Raw genomic sequence first — 20,371 nt, forward strand, 5'->3', positions numbered from 1 at the left:
CTCACCCTTCCCACCCGGCTGCGCCGGGCGGGCCCCTTCCCTCTCCCGTCGGGAGAGGGAGGGAGGCGCGAAGCGCCGGAAGGGTGAGGGTGATCGCATGCGGCCGCTCTAACCGCCTTAGAACTTCAGCGCCATCGCGGTCTTCACGCCCGGGAGCGCGCGGACCTGTGCCACCAGCTCCGGGGTGACCTGATCGTCGACCGAGAGCAACAGCACCGCCTCGCCGCCGGCGTCGCGACGGCCGAGATGGAAGGTGCCGATATTGACGCCCGCCTCGCCCAGCGAGGTGCCGAGCCGGCCGATGAACCCCGGCGCGTCCTCATTGACGACATAGAGCATGTTGCCGACCATGTCGGCCTCGACCTTGATCCCGAACAGTTCGACGAGGCGCGGCTGCGCGTTCGAGAACAGGGTGCCGGCGACCGAGCGTTCGCCCGCCTCGGTCTTGACCGAGACGCGCAGCAAGGTGTGATAGTCGCCTTCCTTCTCGTTGCGGACCTCGCGCACTTCCATGCCGCGCTCCTTGGCGAGGAACGGCGCGTTGACCATGTTCACCGTGTCCGAATGGACGCGCAGGAAGCCGGCGAGCACTGCGCTGACGATCGGCTTCTGGTTGAGCTCGGCCGCGGCGCCTTCGCTGTGGATCGACACGCGGGCGATCTCGCCATGCGCGAGCTGGCCGATCAGGCTGCCGAGCTTTTCGGCGAGCGCCATGTACGGCTTGAGTCGCGGCGCTTCCTCGGCCGACAGCGACGGCACGTTGAGCGCATTGGTGATCCCGCCCGAGACGAGATAGTCGGCCATCTGCTCGGCGACCTGGATCGCGACGTTTACCTGCGCTTCGTTGGTCGACGCGCCGAGATGCGGGGTCGAGATGAAGTTGGGGGTGCCGAACAAAGGCGATTCCTTGGCCGGCTCCTGGACGAACACGTCGAGCGCCGCGCCGCCGATATGGCCCGATTCGAGGCCCTCCTTCAGCGCCGCCTCGTCGACCAGCCCGCCGCGCGCGCAATTGATGATCCGCACGCCCTTCTTGGTCTTGGCCAGATTCTCGCGGCTGAGGATGTTGCGGGTCTGGTCGGTCAGCGGGGTGTGCAGCGTGATGAAATCGGCGCGCAGCAGCAGATCGTCGAGGTTCATCTTCTCGACGCCCATTTCGAGTGCGCGCTCGGGGGTGAGGAAGGGATCGTACGCGATCACCTTCATCCGCAGGCCCAGCGCGCGGTCGGCGACGATCGAGCCGATATTGCCGGCGCCGATCAGCCCGAGCGTCTTGCCGGTGACTTCGACGCCCATGAAGCGGTTTTTCTCCCACTTGCCGGCCTGAGTCGATTTGTCGGCCTCGGGCAGGTCGCGGGCGAGCGCGAACATCAGCGCGATCGCATGCTCGGCGGTGGTGATCGAATTGCCGAACGGGGTGTTCATCACGACCACGCCCTTGGCGGAGGCCGCGGGGATGTCGACATTGTCGACGCCGATCCCGGCGCGGCCGACGACCTTGAGATTGGTCGCGGCTTCGAGGATTTCCGGGGTCACCCGGGTCGAGCTGCGGATCGCGAGGCCGTCATATTGGCCGATGATCGCCTTGAGCTCTTCTGGGGTCTTGCCGGTGATCTCGTCGACCTCGACGCCGCGCGCGCGGAAGATCTCGGCGGCCTTGGGATCCATTTTGTCGGAAATGAGGACTTTGGGCATTTGGGTGCTCCTTACGGATGCAGTGCTCCTGCGAAAGCAGGAGCCCAGAGTTTCATGGGAAATCGCTTGTGGTCCCGGGCTCCTGCTTTCGCAGGAGCACGGCGGAGTCAGCCGGCTTTGGCTTCGGCCCAGGCCCAGTCGAGCCACGGCCCGAGCGCCTCGATATCGGCGGTATCGACCGTCGCGCCGCACCAGATGCGCAAGCCGGCAGGGGCGTCGCGATAGCCGGCGACGTCGTACGCCGCGCCTTCCTTGTCGAGCAGGCCGGCGAACGTCTTGATGAACGCCTCGTCGGCGCCCTCGACCGTCAGGCAGACGCTGGTGGTCGAGCGGATCGCTGCGTCCTCGGCGAGATTGCCCAGCCAGTCGCGGTCGGCGACGATCTTCTGGAGCGCCGCGGCATTGGCGTCCGAGCGCGCGATCAGGCCCTCGAGCCCACCGAGCCCCTTGGCCCATTCGAGCGCGAAGATCGCGTCCTCGACCGCGAGCATCGACGGGGTGTTGATCGTCTCGCCCTTGAACACGCCCTCGGCGAGCTTGCCCTTGGAAACGAGGCGGAAGACCTTCGGGAGCGGCCAGGCCGGGGTGTAGGTCTCGAGCCGCTCGACTGCGCGAGGGCCGAGGATCAGCACGCCGTGGCCACCTTCGCCGCCGAGCACCTTCTGCCACGAGAAGGTCGCGACATCGATCTTGTCCCACGGCAGGTCATAGGCGAACACCGCGCTGGTGGCGTCGGCGAAGCTCAGCCCTTCGCGGTCGGCGGGGATCCAGTCGCCGTTCGGCACGCGCACGCCGCTGGTGGTGCCGTTCCAGGTGAACAATACGTCGTTAGACCAGTCGATCTGGCTGAGATCGGGAAGCTGGCCGTAATCGGCGCGGAGCACCGTCGGATCGAGCTTCAATTGCTTGACGGCATCGGTGACCCAACCTTCACCGAAGCTCTCCCAGGCGAGCGTGGTCACGCCGCGGGCGCCGAGCATCGTCCACATCGCCATCTCGAACGCGCCGGTGTCGGAGCCCGGAACGATGCCGATGCGGTGCGTGTCGGGAAGCTGGAGCATCTCGCGCATCAGATCGATCGCGAGCTGCAGGCGGGTCTTGCCGATCTTCGAGCGATGCGAGCGGCCGAGCGATTCGCTGGCGAGCTTCGACGCATCCCAGCCCGGAGGCTTGGCGCAGGGACCCGAAGAGAAAAAGGGGCGTGCCGGCCTGGTGGCGGGCTTGGCGGCGGACGCAATCGTGGCGTCGGGTACGGCAGAATCACTCATGTCAGTCTCTCCTTGCAGAGAGCACGCGCGGCGTTGGGACCGCGTGGCCCGTCGACGGCCCTAGCGGCGGCGGTTGCGAAGTCAACCCGCGTCTCGTCCTCCCGGCGAAGGCCGGGATCTCGAGCGAAGGCGCGATACGGGGTGCGATCCCGGCTTCGCCAGGACGATTATTTTTCGGGCGGCCATTTCGCCAGCAATCCGCGGTCGGTCATCCAGTCGGTGATTCGCGCGGGCCAGTTGCGCAGGCTGACCATCGGGGTGGTCTCGCCCATGTTGAAGGCGTGGCCGCCCGCCGCGTACATGTGCAGCTCGGACGAGGCCCCCGCCGCGCGATAGGCATTGAGCAGATCGATGATCGGCTGCGAGCAGCATTGATCGTCATTGGTCGCGGTCATCAGCAAGGGCGGCGAGTCTCGCGTGATCTTCTCCTCGCCGTGGAGCGGTCCGGGAAAGACCAGCACGCCGAAATCGGGGCGCGCCGAGAGCCGGTCGATCGCGTCGCCTTTGCCCGGCGCCGCGACGGGCGGGCTGAGCAGGGTATGTCGCGCGAGCTCGCCACCGGCAGAGAAGCCGACCACGCCGATCTTGTGCGGATCGAGCTTCCATTCGCCGGCACGGGCACGGATTGTCCGCACCGCGCGCTCGGCATCCTGCCGGGCGTGCTCGAACTTATACGGCGAATCCTTCCCCCGGAACAGCCGGTAGCGCAGCACGAACGCCGCGATTCCGCGCTCGTTGAACCAGCGCGCGGCGTCGTTGCCTTCGCTGGTGATGACGAGGAATTCGTGCGCCCCGCCGGGCATGAGCAAAACCGCCGCGCCGGTCTCGCGGCCCGGGCGGGCGGGGAAATAGGTGATGCTGGGGTCGTTGACCGGCTTGAGCCAATAGGCCTCGGCCTGTTCGGGGATCGACTTGCGGTTCTCGAATCCGGGCGCGCCATCGGCCCATAAGGCGATACGCTGCGGCGCTGCGGGCGGCTGCTGCGCCAGCGCGGGGGTCGCGAGGACGGCGAGCGCGCAGGCAAGGACGGCGAACAGCTTGGTCATGAGCCCCTCCGATTATCGGCGCAATGGTAGCGCTACCAGCGGGAGAGTCAAACCGGTGCTGCCCTGCGACCAGGCGACAGCGAAACTTCAGGAATCCCGTGCTATGCCCGCTGCATGCATCGCGGAATCCTGTTGCTAGCTCTGCTTCTCGCCAGCTGCGTAGGCGATGATCGTCACGATCGGCCGGTGATTCGCGAGCGCAAATCGGGGCCGATCACTCTCAATCGCCCGACTCCGCGCGAGACGCAGCAATGCTTCGCCGATCTGTCGCGCGAGCGGATCCGCTTTTCGCCGCTGCCCGATCGCGACTTCGGCAGCGGCTGCATCGTCACCGGCGCGGTCCAGTTGCTCGACATCGGCGTGCCGGTGACCAACCTCAAATCGATGCGCTGCCCGCTCGCGCGCAATTTCACCGCTTGGGTGCGTTTCGCGGTGGCGCCGGCGGCGAAGCAGATGCTCGGCAGCGAGCTGGTCCGCGTCGAGAGCTTCGGCACCTATTCGTGCCGCGCGATCATCGGCGGTTCCTCGGGGCGGATGTCCGAGCACGGGCTGGGCAACGCCGTCGACGTGGGAGGCTTCGTGCTCGCCGACGGGCGGAAAATCCGGGTCGAGACCGGGTGGAAATCGGACGATCCCGCGGTGCGCGCATTCTTCCGGACGATCCACAATTCGGCGTGCAGGCGCTTCAGGACGGTGCTCGGCCCCGACTATAACGCTGCACATTATAATCACCTTCATCTCGACATGGGCCGTGGCCCGTTCTGCGCCTGATCTGGGCATTTGCAGCGGACCCGCGAACGGCCTAAGCCGGCCCAAATGAGCAACGATACACGCGTCCCGAGCCGCGTCTTCCGCCCCGCGCAGCAGGAAGCCGAAAACGCCAACACCAATAGCGGCACGCCCCAGACCGAACATCCGGCGTACCGCCTCGCCTTTCAGGATATGGATTTCCTGTTGCGCGAGGATTTGCGGCCGGTGCGCTTCCAGCTCGAGCTGCTCAAGCCGCAGCTGATCCTCGACGCCGCGAATATCGCCTCGACCTTCGTCGTCTATGGATCGGCGCGAATACCCGAGCCCGAAAAGGCCAAAGCGCTGCTCGAACTCGCGGACACGCCCGAGCAGAAAGTGATCGCCGAGCGACTGATCGAGAAGTCGCGTTACTACGATGTCGCGCGCGAGCTGGCGCAGACGGTGAGCAACTTCCCGCTCGACGAAGCCGGCAAGCGCCATTTCGTGGTTTGTTCGGGCGGCGGCCCGTCGATCATGGAGGCGGCGAATCGCGGCGCGCGCGATGTCGGTGCCGATACCGTCGCGCTCAATATCGTGCTGCCGCACGAGCAGGCGCCCAACCCTTACGTCACCCCGTCGCTATCGATGCAGTTCCACTATTTCGCGCTCAGGAAGATGCACTTCCTGTTGCATGCCCGCGCCGTAGCGGTGTTTCCGGGCGGGTTCGGGACGTTCGACGAGAGCTTCGAGCTGCTGACCTTGATCCAGACCGGCAAGATCGATCCGATCCCGGTGCTGTTCTACGGCAAGGACTTCTGGAAGCGCGTCGTGAATTTCGAGGCTTTGTGCGAGGAAGGCGTGATCTCCCCACGCGACCTCAACCTGTTCCACTTCGTCGAGACGGCGGAAGAAGGCTGGCAGATCGTCCAGGACTTCTGGCGCGATCGCGACGTGAAGCGCTGATCCCGGAAACCCGACAAACAAAAAGGCCGCCCCGAAAGGCGGCCTTTTCTGTCTGGAGCGGTGTCTTAGTGGCCCTTCTTCTCGGCCTGGATCGCCGGCTGCGGATCCTTGGCCGGGGTGCCTTCCGCCGGAGTCGCTTCGTTCGAGAGGTTGGCAGTGTCGGCGCCCTCCGCGACATTGGCCTCGGCGGCGTTGTCGGCGGCCGGCTCCTCGCCCGCGGCTGGGGCGGCGGGGAAGGGAAGGTTCGAGCCCTGCGAATTCAGATAGGCGATCACGTTGGCGCGGTCCTGCGGGTTGGACAGGCCGGCGAAGGTCATCTTGGTGCCTGGCGCGTATTTGCGCGGGGAGGTCAGCCACGCGTCGAGCGCTTCGAAGGTCCAGTTGCCGGGGACGCCCTTGAGCGCGTCCGAATAAGCGAAGCCGGGGACATGGCCGTGCGGCTTGCCGACCGACGCATAAAGATTCGGGCCGATACCCGAAGCGCCGCCCTGGTTGATCGTGTGGCAAGCGGTGCACTGCTTGAACACGTCGGCACCCTTGGCGACGTCGGCGGCGGCGAGACGCGTGGCGATCGGGGCAACAGCGGCCGCGCCGCCTTCGCCCGTATCTTCCACGCCTTCGATCACATAGCCCATTTTTTCGGGGCGCTCGGAGTGGAAGACCATGCCGCTGACGATCGAAAGGCCGAGCGCAGCAATGCCGCCCGCCAAAGCCCAGCCCGCAATCGTATTGAACCGATCGTCCATCACACGCCCCTAAAGGAAAGTCGTTCGCCCTTTAGGCTGCGGTTTTTGCTATCGCAAGCCGGGGTTGCCGCGGGAAACGCGCACGGCTTCAAGGGCCGTACCCGATTCCCGCAACGGCCGGGATCCTCCGGAGACGAGCGCTGGCAAGGAAGCTCGCGCAGCGCGGACTGGTGGCCCGTGCAAGCGGGCTGACGCTGTCCAGCTCTAGTCTCCGGAGGACCGCGAAGCGGCGGGCGGAATTTTGGCGCACAGCAGCGTCATTCGTCGGTCACGATGATACCGCATCGCTCCCTCCTCATTCGTCCCTGTGCTTCAAAAACCGCTCCGTCACGGCCATTGCGGGAATCGGGTACGGTCCCTAACGCGCGATCCCATGGAGAATTTCGCCGCCCCCGCACGTCCGATCGTCGCCGAGATGATCGCCGAGGCCTCCGCCGAGCCGGGCCGTGCCGTCGCGTTTCAGGGCGCGCCGGGCGCCAATTCGCACATCGCGGTGCGCGAAGCCTTTGCCGACGGGCTGCCTTTGCCGTGCTTTTCGTTCGAGGACGCGATCGACGCGGTGAAGGAAGGCCGCGCCGATCGCGCGATGATCCCCATCGAGAATTCGCTCCATGGCCGCGTCGCCGACATCCATTTCCTGCTCCCCGAATCGGGACTGGCGATCACCGGCGAGCATTTTCTGCCGATCCGCTATGGGCTGATGGGCATCGGCGGTCTCGATCAGGTCCGCCAGGCGATGAGCCACCCGCAGGCGCTGGGCCAATGCCGGCATTGGCTCAAGGGCCGCGGTATCGCACCGGTCGCCTACCCCGACACCGCCGGCGCTGCCGCGGTGGTCGCCGAAATGGCCGACCCCGCGGTCGCCGCACTCGCCCCGCCCGGAGCCGCCGAGCTTTACGGGCTGAAGCTGCTCGAGACCGATCTCGCCGATGCCGAACATAATATGACGCGCTTCGTCGTGCTGGCGCGCGAGGCGCTGCCGTTGCCGGTCGAGGGGCCGGTGATGACCACCTTCATCTTCGAAGTGAAGAACGTCTCGGCGGCGCTCTACAAGGCGCTGGGCGGCTTCGCGACCAACGGCGTCAACATGACCAAGCTGGAGAGCTATCAGCGCGGCGGCAGTTTCGCGGCGACCGAATTCTATGCCGATATCGTCGGCGGGCCGGGCGATCCGGCGATCGACCGGGCGCTCGAGGAGCTCAAGTTTCACTCGAAATGGATGCGCGTGCTCGGCACGTATCGCCAGGCGCGCGAGCGGCCGTAGCCGCCCGACCGTCTACGCGCCACGCCGCGTAAGCGGCTCCCGATGATTTGTCCCCCCGCAAGGGCCGGGGCCCGATCGCGCGCGCTGTGAAAGGCGGTTCCACCCGTGACTTCGTAATCTCGGGCCGGCCCTTTGCCGGAGAAGAGACGACAGCTGAACAACAATTGACATCTGACGCGATTCGTTGTGTATAAACAATATATCGTATTTCTGAGACGCTAGTATGCCCGTCATCCATAATCGCATCGCCCTGTTTCGTGCCGAACGCGGCATGAGCCGGCGCGCGCTCGCAGAAGCCGTTGGGGTCAATCCGCAGACGATCGGCTATCTCGAGCGCGGCGATTACGCTCCCAGCCTCGAACTCGGCATGAAGATCGCAGGCGTGTTCGAGCTGCCGGTCGAGGCTTTGTTTTCCTTCGAACCTTTCGAGCCGGTGTGGCGCGCGATGCAACGCGCCGAGCGCGGCGAATGATCGGGAGTATCGCAATGTCTCGAACAAGCTCACGGCTGATCGGCAGCCTCGACGCCGCTGCCCGGCGCACCGGCATTCCCGCGCTCGCGACGCGTGGCCCGCGCCGCCGTCGCTTCCGTTGGCTGCCGGCGGTGCTGCTGCTCCTTGCCTTCGGGCTTGCCGTCTACGGGCTGCTCGATCCCGCGAAGGTCGCGCTCGCCGTGCCGCTGATCGTAGTGGTGCAGTCGATCAGCGTCTCGCTTCATTTTGCCGGCCCGCTCCGTGCCGGTACGGCCGGCGGCGAGATCATCGACGAGTTCGACCGGGAACTCGGCCTGCATGCCTAGTTGGCCGGCTTCGCCGGCGCGACTGCGACCGGGCTGATCGGGCTATTCGGATCGGCGGGCATGGCGCTGCTGATGCGGTGGCCGCCGACGCGGCTCGTCGAGACCATGATCTTGATCCCGCTGCTGATGCTGGTGATTCTCTCGACCGTGCCGACGCTGTACGCGAGCTGGGCGATGCCTGCGCCCGGCGAGGACGACTAGCCTTCGACCCAGGCAGTCAGCAGCGTGTGGGCGATCGCGTAAGGCGGGGCCGCGCCGAAGGTGGCAGCGGGGTCGCGGGCAAGCGCCAGCCTTACCTCTTCGCGGCTGAACCAGCGGGCGTCTTCGAGCTCGTTGGCGTCGATCGTGATCGCGTCGTCCTCGGCCTCGCCGATGCACGCGATCATCAGCGAAGAGGGGAAGGGCCAGGGCTGGCTGGCGACGTAGCGCACCGCGCCGATGCGGATGCCGGCTTCCTCAAGCGTCTCGCGGCGCACCGCTTCCTCGATCGATTCGCCGACCTCTAGAAATCCGGCGAGCGCCGAATAGCGCCCCGCCGGCCAGGGCGGCTGGCGACCGAGCAGCACCTTGTCGCCGAATTCGGCGAGCATGATCACCACCGGATCGACGCGCGGGAAATGCTCGGCGTGGCAATGGGGGCAGGACCGACCCCAGCCCGCGCGGAAGATCGCGGTCGGAGTCGCGCAAACCGCGCAAAAGCCGTGGCGGGCGTGCCAGTCGACGAGGCTGCGCGCGGCGGCATAGAGCGCGGCGTCCCCGGCGTGGAAGCGGTCGAGCATCGCGAACAATGCCGGCGAACGGCCGCCGGGCAAGGTTTGTCCGTGCGGCGGCGCCGCGGCGAACACCGGGACGCCGTCATCATAGCCGAGGAACAGCCGCTCGCCTTGCGCCGCGTCGAGCGCGGTCCAGACGAGACGATCCGCGTCGTCGAGCTCGGGATCGAGACCGTGAAGCACGAGCAATCGGGCGCGGGGATCGGACTCCGCAGCGCGCAGCAGTTCAGGTTCTTGGCGAACCCGGTCGGCACGGTCGATCGTGCCGCCGGTAAAGCCAGGCGCGCTCACCGCGTCAGATCGGCATAGATCGCCCGCGAGGCGTCGCGCTTGAGCATCTGCTCGCTGAACGAATTGATCATCATCGTCGCGCGCAGCTTGTGCACGGGATCGACCCAGCCGATCGATCCGGCCGCGCCGGCCCAGCCATAGGTGCCCTTGCCGGGGCCGCCCGGCTTGTCGGCGAGATAGACCGAGCCGCCCGCGCCGAAGCCCATCGGCGCGCCGCTGTCGGCGGTCATGTGCGCGAGCGTCGCGCGATCGACGCTCGGCGGCAGCAGATCGGACATCGCCAGCTTGACCGTCTCGGGCTTGAGGATCTTCGCGCCTTCGAGCGTCCCGCCGTTCAGCAGCATGTGGAGAAAGCGGTCATAGTCGCGCGCCGACATGACCAGCCCGGCGCCGCCATAAGGGAAGCTCGGCGGTCGAAGCCATACCGAAGTCGCGCCCAGATCCGCGGCGACGCCCGGCGCCATGTAATTGGTGGCGAGGATGCGGGCCTTGGCCTGCGGCACGGTCCAATAGCTGTCGCGCATCTTGAGCGGCGCGAAGATCCGGGTGTTGACGAACTGGTCGAACGGCATGCCCCCGGCGACTTCGATCACCCGGCCGAGCACGTCGAGGCTGATCGAATAGCTCCATTTGGCGCCCGGATCAGCGATCAGCGGGAGCGTCGCGACGCGATTGGCAAATTCCTCGAGGCTCGCGGGCCGCGCGGCGCGCATCCCCGGCTCCATCAGCGCGTTGACTTGCGCAGGGTTGATGCCGAGCCGGTTATATTCGTCGAGCAACGGCCCCTTGGTGACGATGCTGTAGCCCAGCCCGGCAGTGTGGGTGAGCAGGTGGCGCACCGTGATCGGGCGCGTTGCGGGGCGGCTGGTCAGGTCCTTCGCCGGATCGACAAGGACCTTCATGTCCTTGAACGCGGGAATGAAGTCGCTGATCGGCTGATCGAGCTCGAGCTTGCCTTCCTCGACGAGGATCATCGCGGCGATGCCGGTGATCGGCTTGGTCATCGAATAGACTCGCCACAGGCTGTCGGCGTCGGCGCGCGGCGCATCGGGCTCGATCGCGATCCGGCCCTCGGCGACGGTCTGGGGCAGCGCATCGCCGATTCCCGTCACGATCACGATTCCCGGGACCTTGGCTTCGGCGACGGTCTTCTTCGCCAGTTCGACCGCTACGGGCTGGCTGCGCGTATTGGCCGAGGGAAGCGGCACGCTGGCCTGCGGCCAGCCCGGGCTGGCGAGCGCCAGCGCCGCGATCGATCCGAATATCCGCCAGCTACGCATGCATCCTCCCGAACATCCTCGCCGCCTTGGCGAACACCGTGGGCAGCCCCGCCGATTCCATCTCGGCGATCGGCCACCATTCGCCCTGCGGCGTGCCAAAACACGCGCCTGTGTGCGCTGTGATCGTTACAGCCGCAAGCGTCACGTCGAGGTTGAAATGGGTAAAGCCGTGGCGAACCTGCCCGTCGATCACGCGCCAATCGGCCGCGATCGGCGCGCCGGCAAGGCCGGGCGGCGAATCGCTCCATGGCCCGGTCGGCAAGGCACGCATCCCGCCGAGCAGGCCCTTTGGCGGGCGGCGGACGAGCAGCACGCAGCCGTCGCGCTCGATCCAGAACATCGTGCCGTAGCGCTGCGGCTTGACCTGCTTCGCGGCCTTGACCGGGAAAGTCTCGGGCGCGCCGCCGGCGAAGCCGTCGCATCGCTCCCGTAACGGGCAGGCGAGGCAGCGCGGGGCGCGGGGCGTGCAGATCGTCGAACCGAGGTCCATCATCGCCTGCGCGAAATCGCCTGCGCGGGCATCGGGGGTGATCGAATCGGTGAGCGTGCGGATCCGGGGCCGGGCGCCGGGCAGCGGCTCGGCCACCGCGAACAGCCGGGTCACCACCCGCTCGACATTGGCATCGACCACCACCGCCCGCCGGCCGAAGGCGATCGCCGCGATCGCCGCGGCGGTGTAGCCGCCCACCCCGGGCAGGCCGAGCAGTTCGGCTTCGGTCTCGGGAAGGCTCCCGCGTGCCGCGACGGCGCGGGCGCAGGCGAGCAGATTGCGCGCCCGGGCATAATAGCCAAGCCCGGCCCAGGCCGCCATCAGCTCGGCATCCTCCGCTGCCGCCAGCGCCGCGAAGCTCGGCCAGCGCGCGGTGAATTGCTCGAAATAGGGGATGACGCTGGCAACCTGGGTCTGCTGGAGCATCACTTCGCTCAGCCACACCCGATAGGGATCGGGCGCATTGGCGCCCGGCTGCGCGCGCCACGGCAAATCGCGGGCATGGGCGTCGTACCATTTGAGCAAGGGCCGGGAGACACTTTGGTCGATTGCGCGAGGCTTGTTGTCGGGCACGCCCCGCCTATGGCATGGGTAAGCGACAATGACGAAGCCCCCCAATGCACCAAAGCGCGCGACTACCCGCCAGCCGAAGCTCGAGCCGCAGCGATCGAACCGCGCGCGCCCGGTTTCCGAGCTGCTGCCCGATGTCGGCCGCGCGGCATTCCGCAAGTTCGGCTTCGTCCAGCACGCGATCGTCAGCCGCTGGGGCGAGATCGTCGGCGAGCGCTATGCCCGTGTCTCGATGCCCGAATCGATCCGTTTTCCGCAGGGCAAGCGCGCCGACGGTGTGCTGAGCCTCGTCGTCGGCGGTGCTCACGCCCCGATGATGCAGCATATCGCCCCCGAGATCATCGAGCGGGTCAATCGCTTCTTCGGTTATGCCGCGGTTGCACGCCTCGCGATTCGGCAGGGTGAGGTCAAGCGCGCGGTCAAGAACGCGCCGTCGCCCAGTCTCGCGCCGCTTCCCGAGGCGATGGGCGACAGTCTGCGCGGCATCGCCGATCCCGAGCTCAAGGCGGTGCTCGAGTCGCTGGCCGCGGGCGTGGTCGCCTCCGAAGGTCTCAAGCTCGGCAGGATCGACTGATGCATTTGCGCTTTCTCGCCGCTGCCTTGCTGCTGCTCGCCGGGATCGGTCCCGTGAACGCGCAACAGGCGCGGCGCGCACCCGTCGCCAATTGGGTGAATACGGTCGCGAAGACCCCCGAGGGCGGGTTTCGGCAAGGCAATCCCAACGCGCCGATCAAGCTCGTCGAATATGGGTCGCGCACCTGCCCGACCTGCGGGCGCTTCGCCGCCGAGGGCATGGAGCCGCTGCGCCGCGAATGGATCGCCAGCGGGAAGCTGAGCTATGAGTTCCGCGACTATCTGATCCACGGCGTGCCCGATCTGTCGCTGGCGTTGCTCAACCAATGCGTGCCCGTCGGGCGCTTCTTCCCGCTGCTCGACCAGATGTTCGCCAGCCAGGCGACGTTCGACGGGCCGTTGCACAAATTGATGGAGACCCAACCCAAGCTGGTCGAGGGCTGGCAGCAGCTTCCGCCGCCGCAGGCAGCGACCAAATTCGCCGAAGCCCTGGGGATGCTCACCTTCATGAAGGCACGCGGCTTGCCCGAGGCGCAGGCCCGACGCTGCCTGTCCAATCCGGCACTGATCAAGGGCGTCGCCGATGCCTATGCGAGCGGTGCCAAAGCCGGGGTTCAGGGAACGCCGAGCTTCTTCGTCAACGGCCGCCGCGTGCGCGCCTTCACCTGGGATCAGCTCCAGCCCGAGCTTCGCGCCGCGGACAGCTGATCGATCCTTTTGCTTCGGAGACTCAAGACCATGCGTTCTGCAATCGCGCTTCTTCCTCTTCTCGCACTGGCGGCCTGCGGCGGCGGCGGCGGCAATGCCTCGGCGCCGGTGACGTCGAGCACGCCGGTGGCCAATGTCGCGCCGCCCGCGGGCAAGCAATGGGTCGACGTGGTAAGCAAGACCGCCGAGGGCGGCTATATCCAGGGTAATCCCAATGCCCCGATCAAGCTGCTCGAATATGGCTCGCGCAGCTGCCCGACCTGCGGACGCTTCGCCGAGGAAGGCGTCGAGCCGCTTCGCCAGAAATATATCTCGACCGGCAAAGTCAGCTACGAGTTCCGCGACTTCCTCGTCCACGGCGCGCCCGATCTGTCGCTGGCATTGCTCAACCAGTGCGCGCCGACCGAGGCGTTCTTCCCGATCCTCGACCAGATGTTCGCCAATCAGGAGGCGTTCTACAAGCGGACCGAGCAGCTGCAGACGAGCAACCCGCAATTGCTCCAGCAGCTCCAGCAGCTACCGCCGCCGCAGGCGGCTGCCGGGTTCGCCGAAGCGCTCGGGCATATCGAGTTCATGAAGCAGCGCGGCGTGCCCGATGCCAGCGCGCGTCAGTGCCTCGCCAACCAGAAGACGATCGAGGCGATCGCCAAGGTGAATGCCGACGCGACCAGCGAGCATGGCGTCACCGGCACGCCGAGCTTCTTCATCAACGGCGAGCGCGTCGAGGCGTCGGTGTGGTCGCAGGTCGAGAGCGCGTTGCAGGCGGCCGGGGCCCGGTAACGGGCCCGAGCCGCAGGGGGGCGGGCCATGCAGATCAAAAGGCTGCGGCTGACGGGCTTCAAGAGCTTCGTCGACCCGGCCGATCTGCGCATCGAGCCCGGCCTGACCGGGATCGTCGGCCCGAACGGCTGCGGCAAGTCCAATCTGCTCGAGGCGCTGCGCTGGGCGATGGGCGAGAACAGCGCCAAATCGATGCGCGGCGCCGGGATGGAAGACGTGATCTTCGCCGGCACCGCCACCCGGCCGGCGCGCGACTTCGCCGAAGTCTCGATCCTCGCCGAGCAAGTCGGCGATGACGACGAGCTCGAAGTCGTCCGGCGGATCGAGCGCGGCGCGGGATCGGCCTATCGGATCAACGGCCGCGACGTCCGCGCCAAGGACGTCGCTCTGGTGTTCGCGGACTCGGCGACCGGCGCGCACTCGCCGGCCTTGGTCAGCCAGGGGCGGATCGGCGCGATCATCTCGGCCAAGCCCGGCGAGCGCCGCGCGATGCTCGAGGAGGCGGCGGGGATCGCCGGCCTCCATGTTCGCCGCCGCGACGCCGAGCAGAAACTGCGCGCGACCGAGGCCAATCTCGCTCGGCTCGACGAAGTGATCGGCGACCAGGAGTCGCGTGCGGCGGCGCTCAAGCGCCAGGCGCGGCAGGCCGAGCGCTATCGCGAGCTTTCGGAGCGGATCCGCGTTGCCGAGGCGCGGATGATCTTCGCGCGGTGGCGCGACGCAGCCGGCGCCTCGGACGCGGCGAAGAAGGAAGCCGCCGCTGCCGAAGCATTGGTTGTCGAGCGCGCGCAGGCGCATGACGCCGCCGCGGCGCGCCAGCAGGCTGCCGCCGAGACGCTGGCAGGGGTACGCGCCGACGCGCTCACCGTCCGCGACCGCGCGACCGAGGCGATGCACCGGCTGGCGACCTTGCGCAGCGAGCGTGCCACGGTCGAGCGCCGGATCGGCGAGCTGCGCGATGCGCAGACGCGGCTTGCCGGCGATCGCAGCCGCGAGGGTGCGCTGGCGCATGACGCGGCCGAGGCGCTGGCGCGGCTCGCCGACGAGGCCGCGGCGCTCGAGCGCCGCATCGCCGGTGCGATGGCGCGGATGCCGACGCTCGATGCCGCACTCGCCGATGCCGAGCGTGCCGCGCGCGATGCCGAAGTCGCGCTGGCGCAGGCGCTGGCAGCGCAGGCGAGCGAGGCGGCCGAGGCGCGGGTCGCCGAGGCAGCGCTGGTCGCCGCGCGCACCCATGCCGAGCGCGCCGCGCGCGATCAGGCGCGGGTCGATGCCGAGATCGCCGCGCTGGGGAGCGCCGCACCGCTCGCCGTCGAGAAGGCGCGCGCCGCGGAAGCGCGCGCCCAGGCAGTGCAGCAGGCCGAGACTGCGCGCGCCGGGCTCGCGCGTGCCGATGCCGACGAACGCGGCGCGATCGAATCGCGCGACCGCGCCCAATCGGCGCGGTCGGTGGCGCATGCCGAGCTCGCACAGCTCGATAGCGAAGCCGCCGTGCTCGCCAAGGCGACGCGGCCATCGGGCAAGGACCGGCTGCTCGACCGGCTCAAGGTCGATGCGGGCTACGAGCGCGCGCTTGCCGCGGCGCTGGGCGACGATCTCGAGGCCGGGCTCGATACCAGCGCCGAGCGCTATTGGGCGGGGGCCGAACCGCTGCCCGGCGATCCCATGGCGCCGGCCGATACGACGCCGCTGGCGCAGCATGTCGCGGCGCCCGCCAGCCTCGCCCGCCGGCTTGCGCAGGTGCTGGTGGCGGAGCGCGATTCGGGCCAGCCTCTGGCGGTCGGGCAAAGGCTGGTGACGCTCGGCGGGGTGCTGCGGCGCTGGGACGGCTATGTCGCGAAGTCGGGCGGCGCGGCGGCGGCCGAACGGCTCGAGCGCGTCAATCGGCTGGGGGCGATCGAGAAAGCGCGGCCCGCGGCGGTGCGCGCAGTCGAGGCGGCCGAGGGCGAACTGGCGCGGATCGACGACGGCATCGCCACCGCGCGCCGCGCCGCCGCCGAATGCCGTCGCCTGCTCGACCATGCCGAAAATGCCGGGCGCGAGGCCGGGCGCGCCGAGGATCGCGCGACCGCGCAGCTCGAGCGGCTCGAAGCGCAGCGCGCCGATCTCGAATCGCGGCGCGCACGGGTCATGGGCGAGCAGGAGGAGGCGGCGGGCGAGCTGGCCCGGGCCGAGGCCGCCAAGGCCGCGCTGCCCGACGGTTCGGCGACGCGGGCGCGGGTTGCGGCGCTGTCGTCCGAGGCGGAGGTACGCCGCGCCGCCGCCGCCAATGCCCGCAGCGAGCGCGGAACGCTGGATCGCGAGATCGGGCAGGCGCGCGAACGACTCGCCGCCGCCACTGCCGAGAGCCGCAGCTGGAAATCGCGTGCCGGCGAAGCCGCACGCCGCGCGACCGAGATGGAGAAACGCGCCGCCGAACTGGCCGAGGAGAGCGAAGCGATCGCGGCGCGCCCCGCCCAACTTGACGCCGCGGTGACCGAAGCCGAAGCGACGACCGGGACGGCGCGCGCCGAATCGGCTGCGGCGCAGGCTGCCGAGCGCGAGGCCGAGACGGCGCTCCGCGCCACCGAAGGCGATGTCCGCGCCGCCAATGAGGGGTTGGCCGAGGCGCGCGAGGCGCGGGCGGGAGCGATCGCGCGCGCCGAGAATCAGGAAATGCGGCGGATCGAGATGGGGCGGCTGTCGGGCGAGCGCTTCGAATGTCCGCCGCCTTTGCTTCCCCAGAAAGCCGGGTTCGAGGCCGAGAGCGTGCGCAGCCCGCAGGACGAAAGCGCGAGCCACGAAAAGCTCAGCGTGGATCGCGAACGGATCGGGCCGGTCAATCTCGTCGCCGAGGCCGAACTCGCCGAACTCGAAGCCGCATTCACCAGCAATGCGCAGGAGCGCGACGAGCTGGCCCAGGCCGTCAATCGGCTGCGCGGCTCGATCGGCACGCTCAATCGCGAAGGGCGGCAGCGGCTGCTTGCGGCGTTCGAGGCCGTCGACGTGCATTTCCGGCGGCTGTTCAGCACCTTGTTCAACGGCGGGCAGGCGCATCTCGAATTGGTCGATTCGGACGATCCGCTCGAAGCCGGGCTCGAGATCATGGCGCAGCCGCCGGGGAAAAGGCTGCAGTCGCTGACCCTGCTCTCGGGCGGCGAGCAGGCGCTGACCGCAGTGGCGCTGATCTTCGCGCTCTTCCTGACCAATCCGGCGCCGATCTGCGTGCTCGACGAAGTCGACGCGCCGCTCGACGACGCCAATATCGAGCGCTTCTGCGACCTGCTCGAAGCGATGACCCGCGAGACCGCGACGCGCTATCTGATCGTCACCCACAATGCCGCGACGATGAGCCGGATGCACCGGCTGTTCGGGGTGACGATGGTCGAACGCGGGGTGAGCCGGCTGGTGTCGGTGGATCTGGGCGGCGCCGAGTCGCTGCTGGCGGCGGAATAGGATTTCGGGCCGCAACTTTCACGGTTTGCACGGCGAATAGGCAATTAAATTGCTGAGAAATGAAAGATTGTTGCGCTGGGGGCGTCAAGATTTTGACGGGTTCAAAGAGCGCGGGCGTTCTCGCCCGCCTCACTGCAGCAGGCGAAATCCTACATTGCAAGTATCCCTCTCCCATCGGGAGAGGGAGGGAGCCGACGCAGTCGGCGGAAGGGTGAGGGTGAGTGGCGGCAATACGTCGCCCTCACCCTTCCCACCGCCTTTGGCGGCGGGCCCCTTCCCTCTCCCGACGGGAGAGGGAATCAGGCCAGAATCCGCTCGTATAGCGCGATGTATTTGTCGGCCATTGCTTCGACCGAGAAATGTGCCTCGATGCGGGCTCGGCAGGCGGCGCGATCGATGCTCGCGATTTCTCCCAGCGCGGGGATCGCCTCGCCGGCGGACTTCACGAGGATGCCGGTTTCCGGCGTGATCAACTCCGGCATGCTGCCGCGATTTATCGCGATCACCGGCGTCCCGCAGGCCATCGCCTCGATCACCGAAAGGCCGAACGGCTCGTCGAAATTGATCAGATGGAGCAACGCCTTGGCCTTGCCGAGTGCGCGCAGCCGCGCCTCGCCGCCGACGGGCCCGAGATAGCGGATCCGCTCGCCATCGACATGCGGCATCACTTCGCGGTCGAAATAGCCCTGGTCCTGGACGATGCCGTAGAGATCGAGCCGGCGGCCGGTGGCCAGCGCGACATGAATCGCCTCGGCGGCGCCCTTGTCGGGATGCATCCGGCCGAAGAACAGCAGATCGTCGCTGCCCTGCGCATCGAAGGGGAATTCGTCGAGGCGGATGCCGTGATGGATCGTTGCGGCGTATTTGAGCGAGGGGTGGCGGTCGGCCTCGCTGATCGCGACGAAATGCACGCGATCCTCGAACGGCTTGTACATCGGCAAGATGCGATCCGACGAGAAGCCGTGGATCGTGGTGACCATCGGGGTGTCGATCAGCGGGGCATAGGCGTGGGCGGGGAAATCTGCCTGATTGTGGATCAGGTCGAACTCGCCGGCTCGCGCGAACAGATGCGATTGGTGGGCATATTCCCAGACCTTGGCGTCGATCGCGGGGTCTTCCTCATAACCGTGCGGCACCACCCCGGCGAGCGTGCCCGCGGTTTCCGAATCCTGCGTGGCGAACAGGGTCACATCGATCCCGCGCGCGACGAGCGCTTCGGTGAGCAGGCTGGTGACCAATTCCCACGGGCCGTAGTGCCGCGGCGGCGTGCGCCACGCGATCGGCGCCAGCATCGCGATCTTCATCCGAGAATATAGCCTTCATTGGGTCCGAGGATCGCAGGGTCGCAGCCGGTGCCGGTGGTGAGCAGGACGCGCAGTCCTTCGGCCCATTCGGGGATGGCGAAGCTTTCGGGAGCCTCGCCGAGATTGAGCACGACCAGCACGCGTTCGTCGCCGTGGCGCCGTTCGTAAGCGAGCAGATTGCCCGAGCAATCGATCGGCAGCCAGTCGCCGACCGACAGCGCCGGGCGCGATCGGCGGAGAGCGAGCAGGTCGTGATAGAGTCGCCACATCGAATGCGGGTCGTCGCGCTGTGCGGCGGCGTTGCGCTGTCGCCAGTCGTCGTGGAGCGGGAGCCACGGCGCGGCGGTCGAGAAGCCGGCATTGGGGCTTCCGTCCCAAGCCATCGGGCTGCGCACCGGATCGCGGCCAAGGCCGATGCCGGGTTCGCGCAGCTCGCGCGGATCCTGGACCTGATCGGCGGGGATCGTCACGTCCTCCATGCCGATCTCGTCGCCATAATAGATCGTCGGGGTGCCGCGCAGGGTGAGCAGCAGCATCGCCGCGACGCGCGCCTGCGCCGCGCCGAATCGGGTGGCGGCGCGCGGGCGATCGTGATTGCCGAGCACCCAATTGGGCCAGCCGCCCGGCGGCAGCGCGGCTTCATAGTCGGCGATCAGCGTGGCGAGGCTGCGCGCTTCCCACGGCGCATCGATCAGCTGGAAGTTGAAGGGCAGATGCACCCCCGGCTGGTCCTTGCCGTAATAGTCCATCAATTTGTCGACCGGCAGGTAAATCTCGCCGACCAGCACGCGCTCGGGCCAGGCATCCGCCACGCGCCGCATGTCGGCGGCGATGCCATGGACCTCGGGCTGGTCGGTCGAGTGGAGCTGGAGCACCCGGTGCATCTCGCCCATCGCCGGGGTGTAGGCCGGATTGGCGGGATTGTCGGGAAAGTCGGCGTGCTTGATCATGTGCCACAGCACGTCGATCCGGAAGCCGTCGACGCCGCGCTCGAACCAGAAGCGCAGCACGTCGAGCATCGCCGCGCGCAGCTCCGGGTTGCGCCAGTTGAGGTCGGGCTGCTCTTTCAGGAAGGCGTGATAATAATATTGACCGGTGGCTTCGTCCCACTCCCAGGCCGGGCCGCCGAAATCGCTGATCCAGTTGTTGGGCGGGCCGCCGTCCGGGCCGGGGTCGCGCCAGAGATACCAGTCGCGTTTCGGATTGTCGCGCGACGACCGGCTCTCGACGAACCACGGATGCTGGTCCGAGCTGTGATTGGGGACGAAATCGAGGAGCAATTTGAGCCCGCGACCGTGCGCGGCCTCGAGCAGCGAGTCGAAATCGTCGAGCGTGCCGAAGCGCGGGTCGATGCCGGTGTAGTCGGCGACGTCATAGCCGAAATCGGCCATCGGCGAGGGATAGATCGGCGAGATCCAGATCGCGTCGACGCCAAGGTCGACAAGGTCGTCAAGGCGGGATTCGATGCCCTTGAGATCGCCCACGCCGTCATGGTTCGAGTCCTGGAACGAACGGGGGTAGATCTGGTAGATCGTGCCGTGCTGCCACCACAGGGGTTCGGTCATCGATATATTCCTTCGTCACCCCGGCCTTGTGCCGGGGTCCACCGCGAGGTGGGCGACAGCCTCGACGCTCGAGCTTTTCCGGTGCGGCTTGGG

Annotated in this window: 19 protein-coding genes; 10 read left to right on the forward strand and 9 right to left on the reverse strand. The window is 67.8% G+C overall.

The genetic code is table 11. The features are described from left to right. Positions 1–117 precede the first annotated feature (117 nt). From serA to Q9Q95_RS12425, 3 genes are all read right to left on the reverse strand, one after another. Positions 118–1,695, reverse strand: coding sequence for a phosphoglycerate dehydrogenase (serA, locus tag Q9Q95_RS12415; RefSeq protein WP_306097442.1), 1,578 nt, complete (start codon positions 1,693–1,695; stop codon positions 118–120). Between the two features lie 107 nt (positions 1,696–1,802). Then, complete coding sequence (locus Q9Q95_RS12420) at positions 1,803–2,963, reverse strand: phosphoserine transaminase (protein WP_306097443.1); 1,161 nt, start codon at positions 2,961–2,963, stop codon at positions 1,803–1,805. A 167-nt stretch (positions 2,964–3,130) separates the two neighbouring features. Then, a complete protein-coding gene (locus tag Q9Q95_RS12425; RefSeq protein WP_306097444.1) occupies positions 3,131–4,009 on the reverse strand; it encodes an alpha/beta hydrolase in 879 nt (292 codons plus the stop codon). Positions 4,010–4,123: 114 nt separating this feature from the next. Between Q9Q95_RS12425 and Q9Q95_RS12430 the strand changes: the two genes are divergently transcribed. Then, complete coding sequence (locus Q9Q95_RS12430) at positions 4,124–4,780, forward strand: extensin family protein (RefSeq protein WP_306097445.1); 657 nt, start codon at positions 4,124–4,126, stop codon at positions 4,778–4,780. A gap of 45 nt (positions 4,781–4,825) precedes the next feature. Beyond that, a complete protein-coding gene (locus tag Q9Q95_RS12435) occupies positions 4,826–5,701 on the forward strand; it encodes an LOG family protein (protein ID WP_306097446.1) in 876 nt (291 codons plus the stop codon). 65 nt (positions 5,702–5,766) lie between these two features. Here Q9Q95_RS12435 and Q9Q95_RS12440 read toward each other — a convergent pair whose 3' ends face one another. Then, on the reverse strand, positions 5,767–6,447 hold the full coding sequence (locus Q9Q95_RS12440; RefSeq protein ID WP_306097447.1) for a cytochrome c family protein: 681 nt from the start codon (positions 6,445–6,447) through the stop codon (positions 5,767–5,769). A 373-nt stretch (positions 6,448–6,820) separates the two neighbouring features. Between Q9Q95_RS12440 and Q9Q95_RS12445 the strand changes: the two genes are divergently transcribed. The 4 genes from Q9Q95_RS12445 to Q9Q95_RS12460 all read left to right on the forward strand — a co-directional run bounded on the left by Q9Q95_RS12445 (position 6,821) and on the right by Q9Q95_RS12460 (position 8,710). Further along, complete coding sequence (locus Q9Q95_RS12445; RefSeq protein WP_306097448.1) at positions 6,821–7,711, forward strand: prephenate dehydratase; 891 nt, start codon at positions 6,821–6,823, stop codon at positions 7,709–7,711. A gap of 223 nt (positions 7,712–7,934) precedes the next feature. Next, complete coding sequence (locus tag Q9Q95_RS12450; protein ID WP_306097449.1) at positions 7,935–8,183, forward strand: helix-turn-helix transcriptional regulator; 249 nt, start codon at positions 7,935–7,937, stop codon at positions 8,181–8,183. A gap of 14 nt (positions 8,184–8,197) precedes the next feature. After that, positions 8,198–8,509, forward strand: a complete 312-nt coding sequence (locus Q9Q95_RS12455; protein ID WP_306097450.1) for a hypothetical protein — start codon at positions 8,198–8,200, stop codon at positions 8,507–8,509. Continuing rightward, positions 8,510–8,710 carry a hypothetical protein gene (locus Q9Q95_RS12460; RefSeq protein ID WP_306097451.1) on the forward strand — a complete coding sequence of 67 codons (201 nt, stop codon included), beginning with the start codon at positions 8,510–8,512 and terminating at the stop codon, positions 8,708–8,710. Here the strand turns inward: Q9Q95_RS12460 and nudC are convergent. Genes nudC through Q9Q95_RS12475 form a run of 3 tightly spaced genes read right to left on the reverse strand, consistent with a single transcriptional unit; the run spans position 8,707 to position 11,916 of the window. Beyond that, the gene (gene nudC, locus Q9Q95_RS12465) at positions 8,707–9,573 is read right to left on the reverse strand and encodes an NAD(+) diphosphatase (protein ID WP_306097452.1); all 867 of its coding nucleotides are present in this window, start codon (positions 9,571–9,573) and stop codon (positions 8,707–8,709) included. The genes Q9Q95_RS12460 and nudC overlap by 4 nt on opposite strands. Beyond that, positions 9,570–10,853 (reverse strand): serine hydrolase, encoded by a 1,284-nt coding sequence (locus Q9Q95_RS12470; RefSeq protein ID WP_306097453.1) that lies wholly within the window; start codon positions 10,851–10,853, stop codon positions 9,570–9,572. The genes nudC and Q9Q95_RS12470 overlap by 4 nt, the downstream gene beginning before the upstream one ends. Then, positions 10,846–11,916 (reverse strand): A/G-specific adenine glycosylase, encoded by a 1,071-nt coding sequence (locus tag Q9Q95_RS12475; RefSeq protein ID WP_306097454.1) that lies wholly within the window; start codon positions 11,914–11,916, stop codon positions 10,846–10,848. Before Q9Q95_RS12475 ends, Q9Q95_RS12470 begins: the two co-directional genes overlap by 8 nt. 28 nt (positions 11,917–11,944) lie before the next feature. Between Q9Q95_RS12475 and Q9Q95_RS12480 the strand changes: the two genes are divergently transcribed. From Q9Q95_RS12480 to smc, 4 genes are read left to right on the forward strand one after another with little or no spacing between them, the layout of a single operon-like run. Next, positions 11,945–12,487, forward strand: coding sequence for a DUF721 domain-containing protein (locus Q9Q95_RS12480; RefSeq protein WP_306097455.1), 543 nt, complete (start codon positions 11,945–11,947; stop codon positions 12,485–12,487). After that, on the forward strand, positions 12,487–13,194 hold the full coding sequence (locus Q9Q95_RS12485; protein WP_306097456.1) for a thioredoxin domain-containing protein: 708 nt from the start codon (positions 12,487–12,489) through the stop codon (positions 13,192–13,194). Before Q9Q95_RS12480 ends, Q9Q95_RS12485 begins: the two co-directional genes overlap by 1 nt. Positions 13,195–13,224: 30 nt before the next feature. Beyond that, the gene (locus tag Q9Q95_RS12490; protein ID WP_306097457.1) at positions 13,225–13,974 is read left to right on the forward strand and encodes a thioredoxin domain-containing protein; all 750 of its coding nucleotides are present in this window, start codon (positions 13,225–13,227) and stop codon (positions 13,972–13,974) included. A 27-nt stretch (positions 13,975–14,001) separates the two neighbouring features. After that, the gene (gene smc, locus Q9Q95_RS12495; RefSeq protein ID WP_306097458.1) at positions 14,002–17,409 is read left to right on the forward strand and encodes a chromosome segregation protein SMC; all 3,408 of its coding nucleotides are present in this window, start codon (positions 14,002–14,004) and stop codon (positions 17,407–17,409) included. Between the two features lie 299 nt (positions 17,410–17,708). Here the strand turns inward: smc and Q9Q95_RS12500 are convergent, their stop codons facing one another. Beyond that, positions 17,709–18,713, reverse strand: a complete 1,005-nt coding sequence (locus Q9Q95_RS12500) for a glycosyltransferase family 4 protein (RefSeq protein ID WP_306097459.1) — start codon at positions 18,711–18,713, stop codon at positions 17,709–17,711. Beyond that, positions 18,710–20,278: an alpha-amylase family glycosyl hydrolase gene (locus Q9Q95_RS12505; RefSeq protein WP_306097460.1), complete on the reverse strand. Its 1,569-nt coding sequence runs from the start codon at positions 20,276–20,278 to the stop codon at positions 18,710–18,712. Before Q9Q95_RS12505 ends, Q9Q95_RS12500 begins: the two co-directional genes overlap by 4 nt. Positions 20,279–20,371 lie beyond the last annotated feature (93 nt).

The sequence above is a fragment of the Sphingomonas sp. DG1-23 genome, assembly GCF_030730875.1.
Classification (GTDB): Bacteria; Pseudomonadota; Alphaproteobacteria; order Sphingomonadales; family Sphingomonadaceae; genus Sphingomonas.

Excerpts from the sequence above, each read along its gene's own strand:
- Q9Q95_RS12500 (WP_306097459.1), bottom strand. The coding sequence starts at position 18,713 with ATGAAGATCGCGATGCTGGCGCCGATCGCGTGGCGCACGCCGCCGCGG.
- Q9Q95_RS12430 (WP_306097445.1), top strand. The coding sequence starts at position 4,124 with ATGCATCGCGGAATCCTGTTGCTAGCTCTGCTTCTCGCCAGCTGCGTA.
- Q9Q95_RS12505 (WP_306097460.1), bottom strand. The coding sequence starts at position 20,278 with ATGACCGAACCCCTGTGGTGGCAGCACGGCACGATCTACCAGATCTAC.
- Q9Q95_RS12490 (WP_306097457.1), top strand. The coding sequence starts at position 13,225 with ATGCGTTCTGCAATCGCGCTTCTTCCTCTTCTCGCACTGGCGGCCTGC.
- Q9Q95_RS12455 (WP_306097450.1), top strand. The coding sequence starts at position 8,198 with ATGTCTCGAACAAGCTCACGGCTGATCGGCAGCCTCGACGCCGCTGCC.
- Q9Q95_RS12420 (WP_306097443.1), bottom strand. The coding sequence starts at position 2,963 with ATGAGTGATTCTGCCGTACCCGACGCCACGATTGCGTCCGCCGCCAAG.
- Q9Q95_RS12480 (WP_306097455.1), top strand. The coding sequence starts at position 11,945 with ATGACGAAGCCCCCCAATGCACCAAAGCGCGCGACTACCCGCCAGCCG.
- Q9Q95_RS12440 (WP_306097447.1), bottom strand. The coding sequence starts at position 6,447 with ATGGACGATCGGTTCAATACGATTGCGGGCTGGGCTTTGGCGGGCGGC.
- serA (WP_306097442.1), bottom strand. The coding sequence starts at position 1,695 with ATGCCCAAAGTCCTCATTTCCGACAAAATGGATCCCAAGGCCGCCGAG.
- smc (WP_306097458.1), top strand. The coding sequence starts at position 14,002 with ATGCAGATCAAAAGGCTGCGGCTGACGGGCTTCAAGAGCTTCGTCGAC.
- Q9Q95_RS12470 (WP_306097453.1), bottom strand. The coding sequence starts at position 10,853 with ATGCGTAGCTGGCGGATATTCGGATCGATCGCGGCGCTGGCGCTCGCC.
- Q9Q95_RS12485 (WP_306097456.1), top strand. The coding sequence starts at position 12,487 with ATGCATTTGCGCTTTCTCGCCGCTGCCTTGCTGCTGCTCGCCGGGATC.
- Q9Q95_RS12425 (WP_306097444.1), bottom strand. The coding sequence starts at position 4,009 with ATGACCAAGCTGTTCGCCGTCCTTGCCTGCGCGCTCGCCGTCCTCGCG.
- Q9Q95_RS12445 (WP_306097448.1), top strand. The coding sequence starts at position 6,821 with ATGGAGAATTTCGCCGCCCCCGCACGTCCGATCGTCGCCGAGATGATC.
- Q9Q95_RS12435 (WP_306097446.1), top strand. The coding sequence starts at position 4,826 with ATGAGCAACGATACACGCGTCCCGAGCCGCGTCTTCCGCCCCGCGCAG.
- Q9Q95_RS12450 (WP_306097449.1), top strand. The coding sequence starts at position 7,935 with ATGCCCGTCATCCATAATCGCATCGCCCTGTTTCGTGCCGAACGCGGC.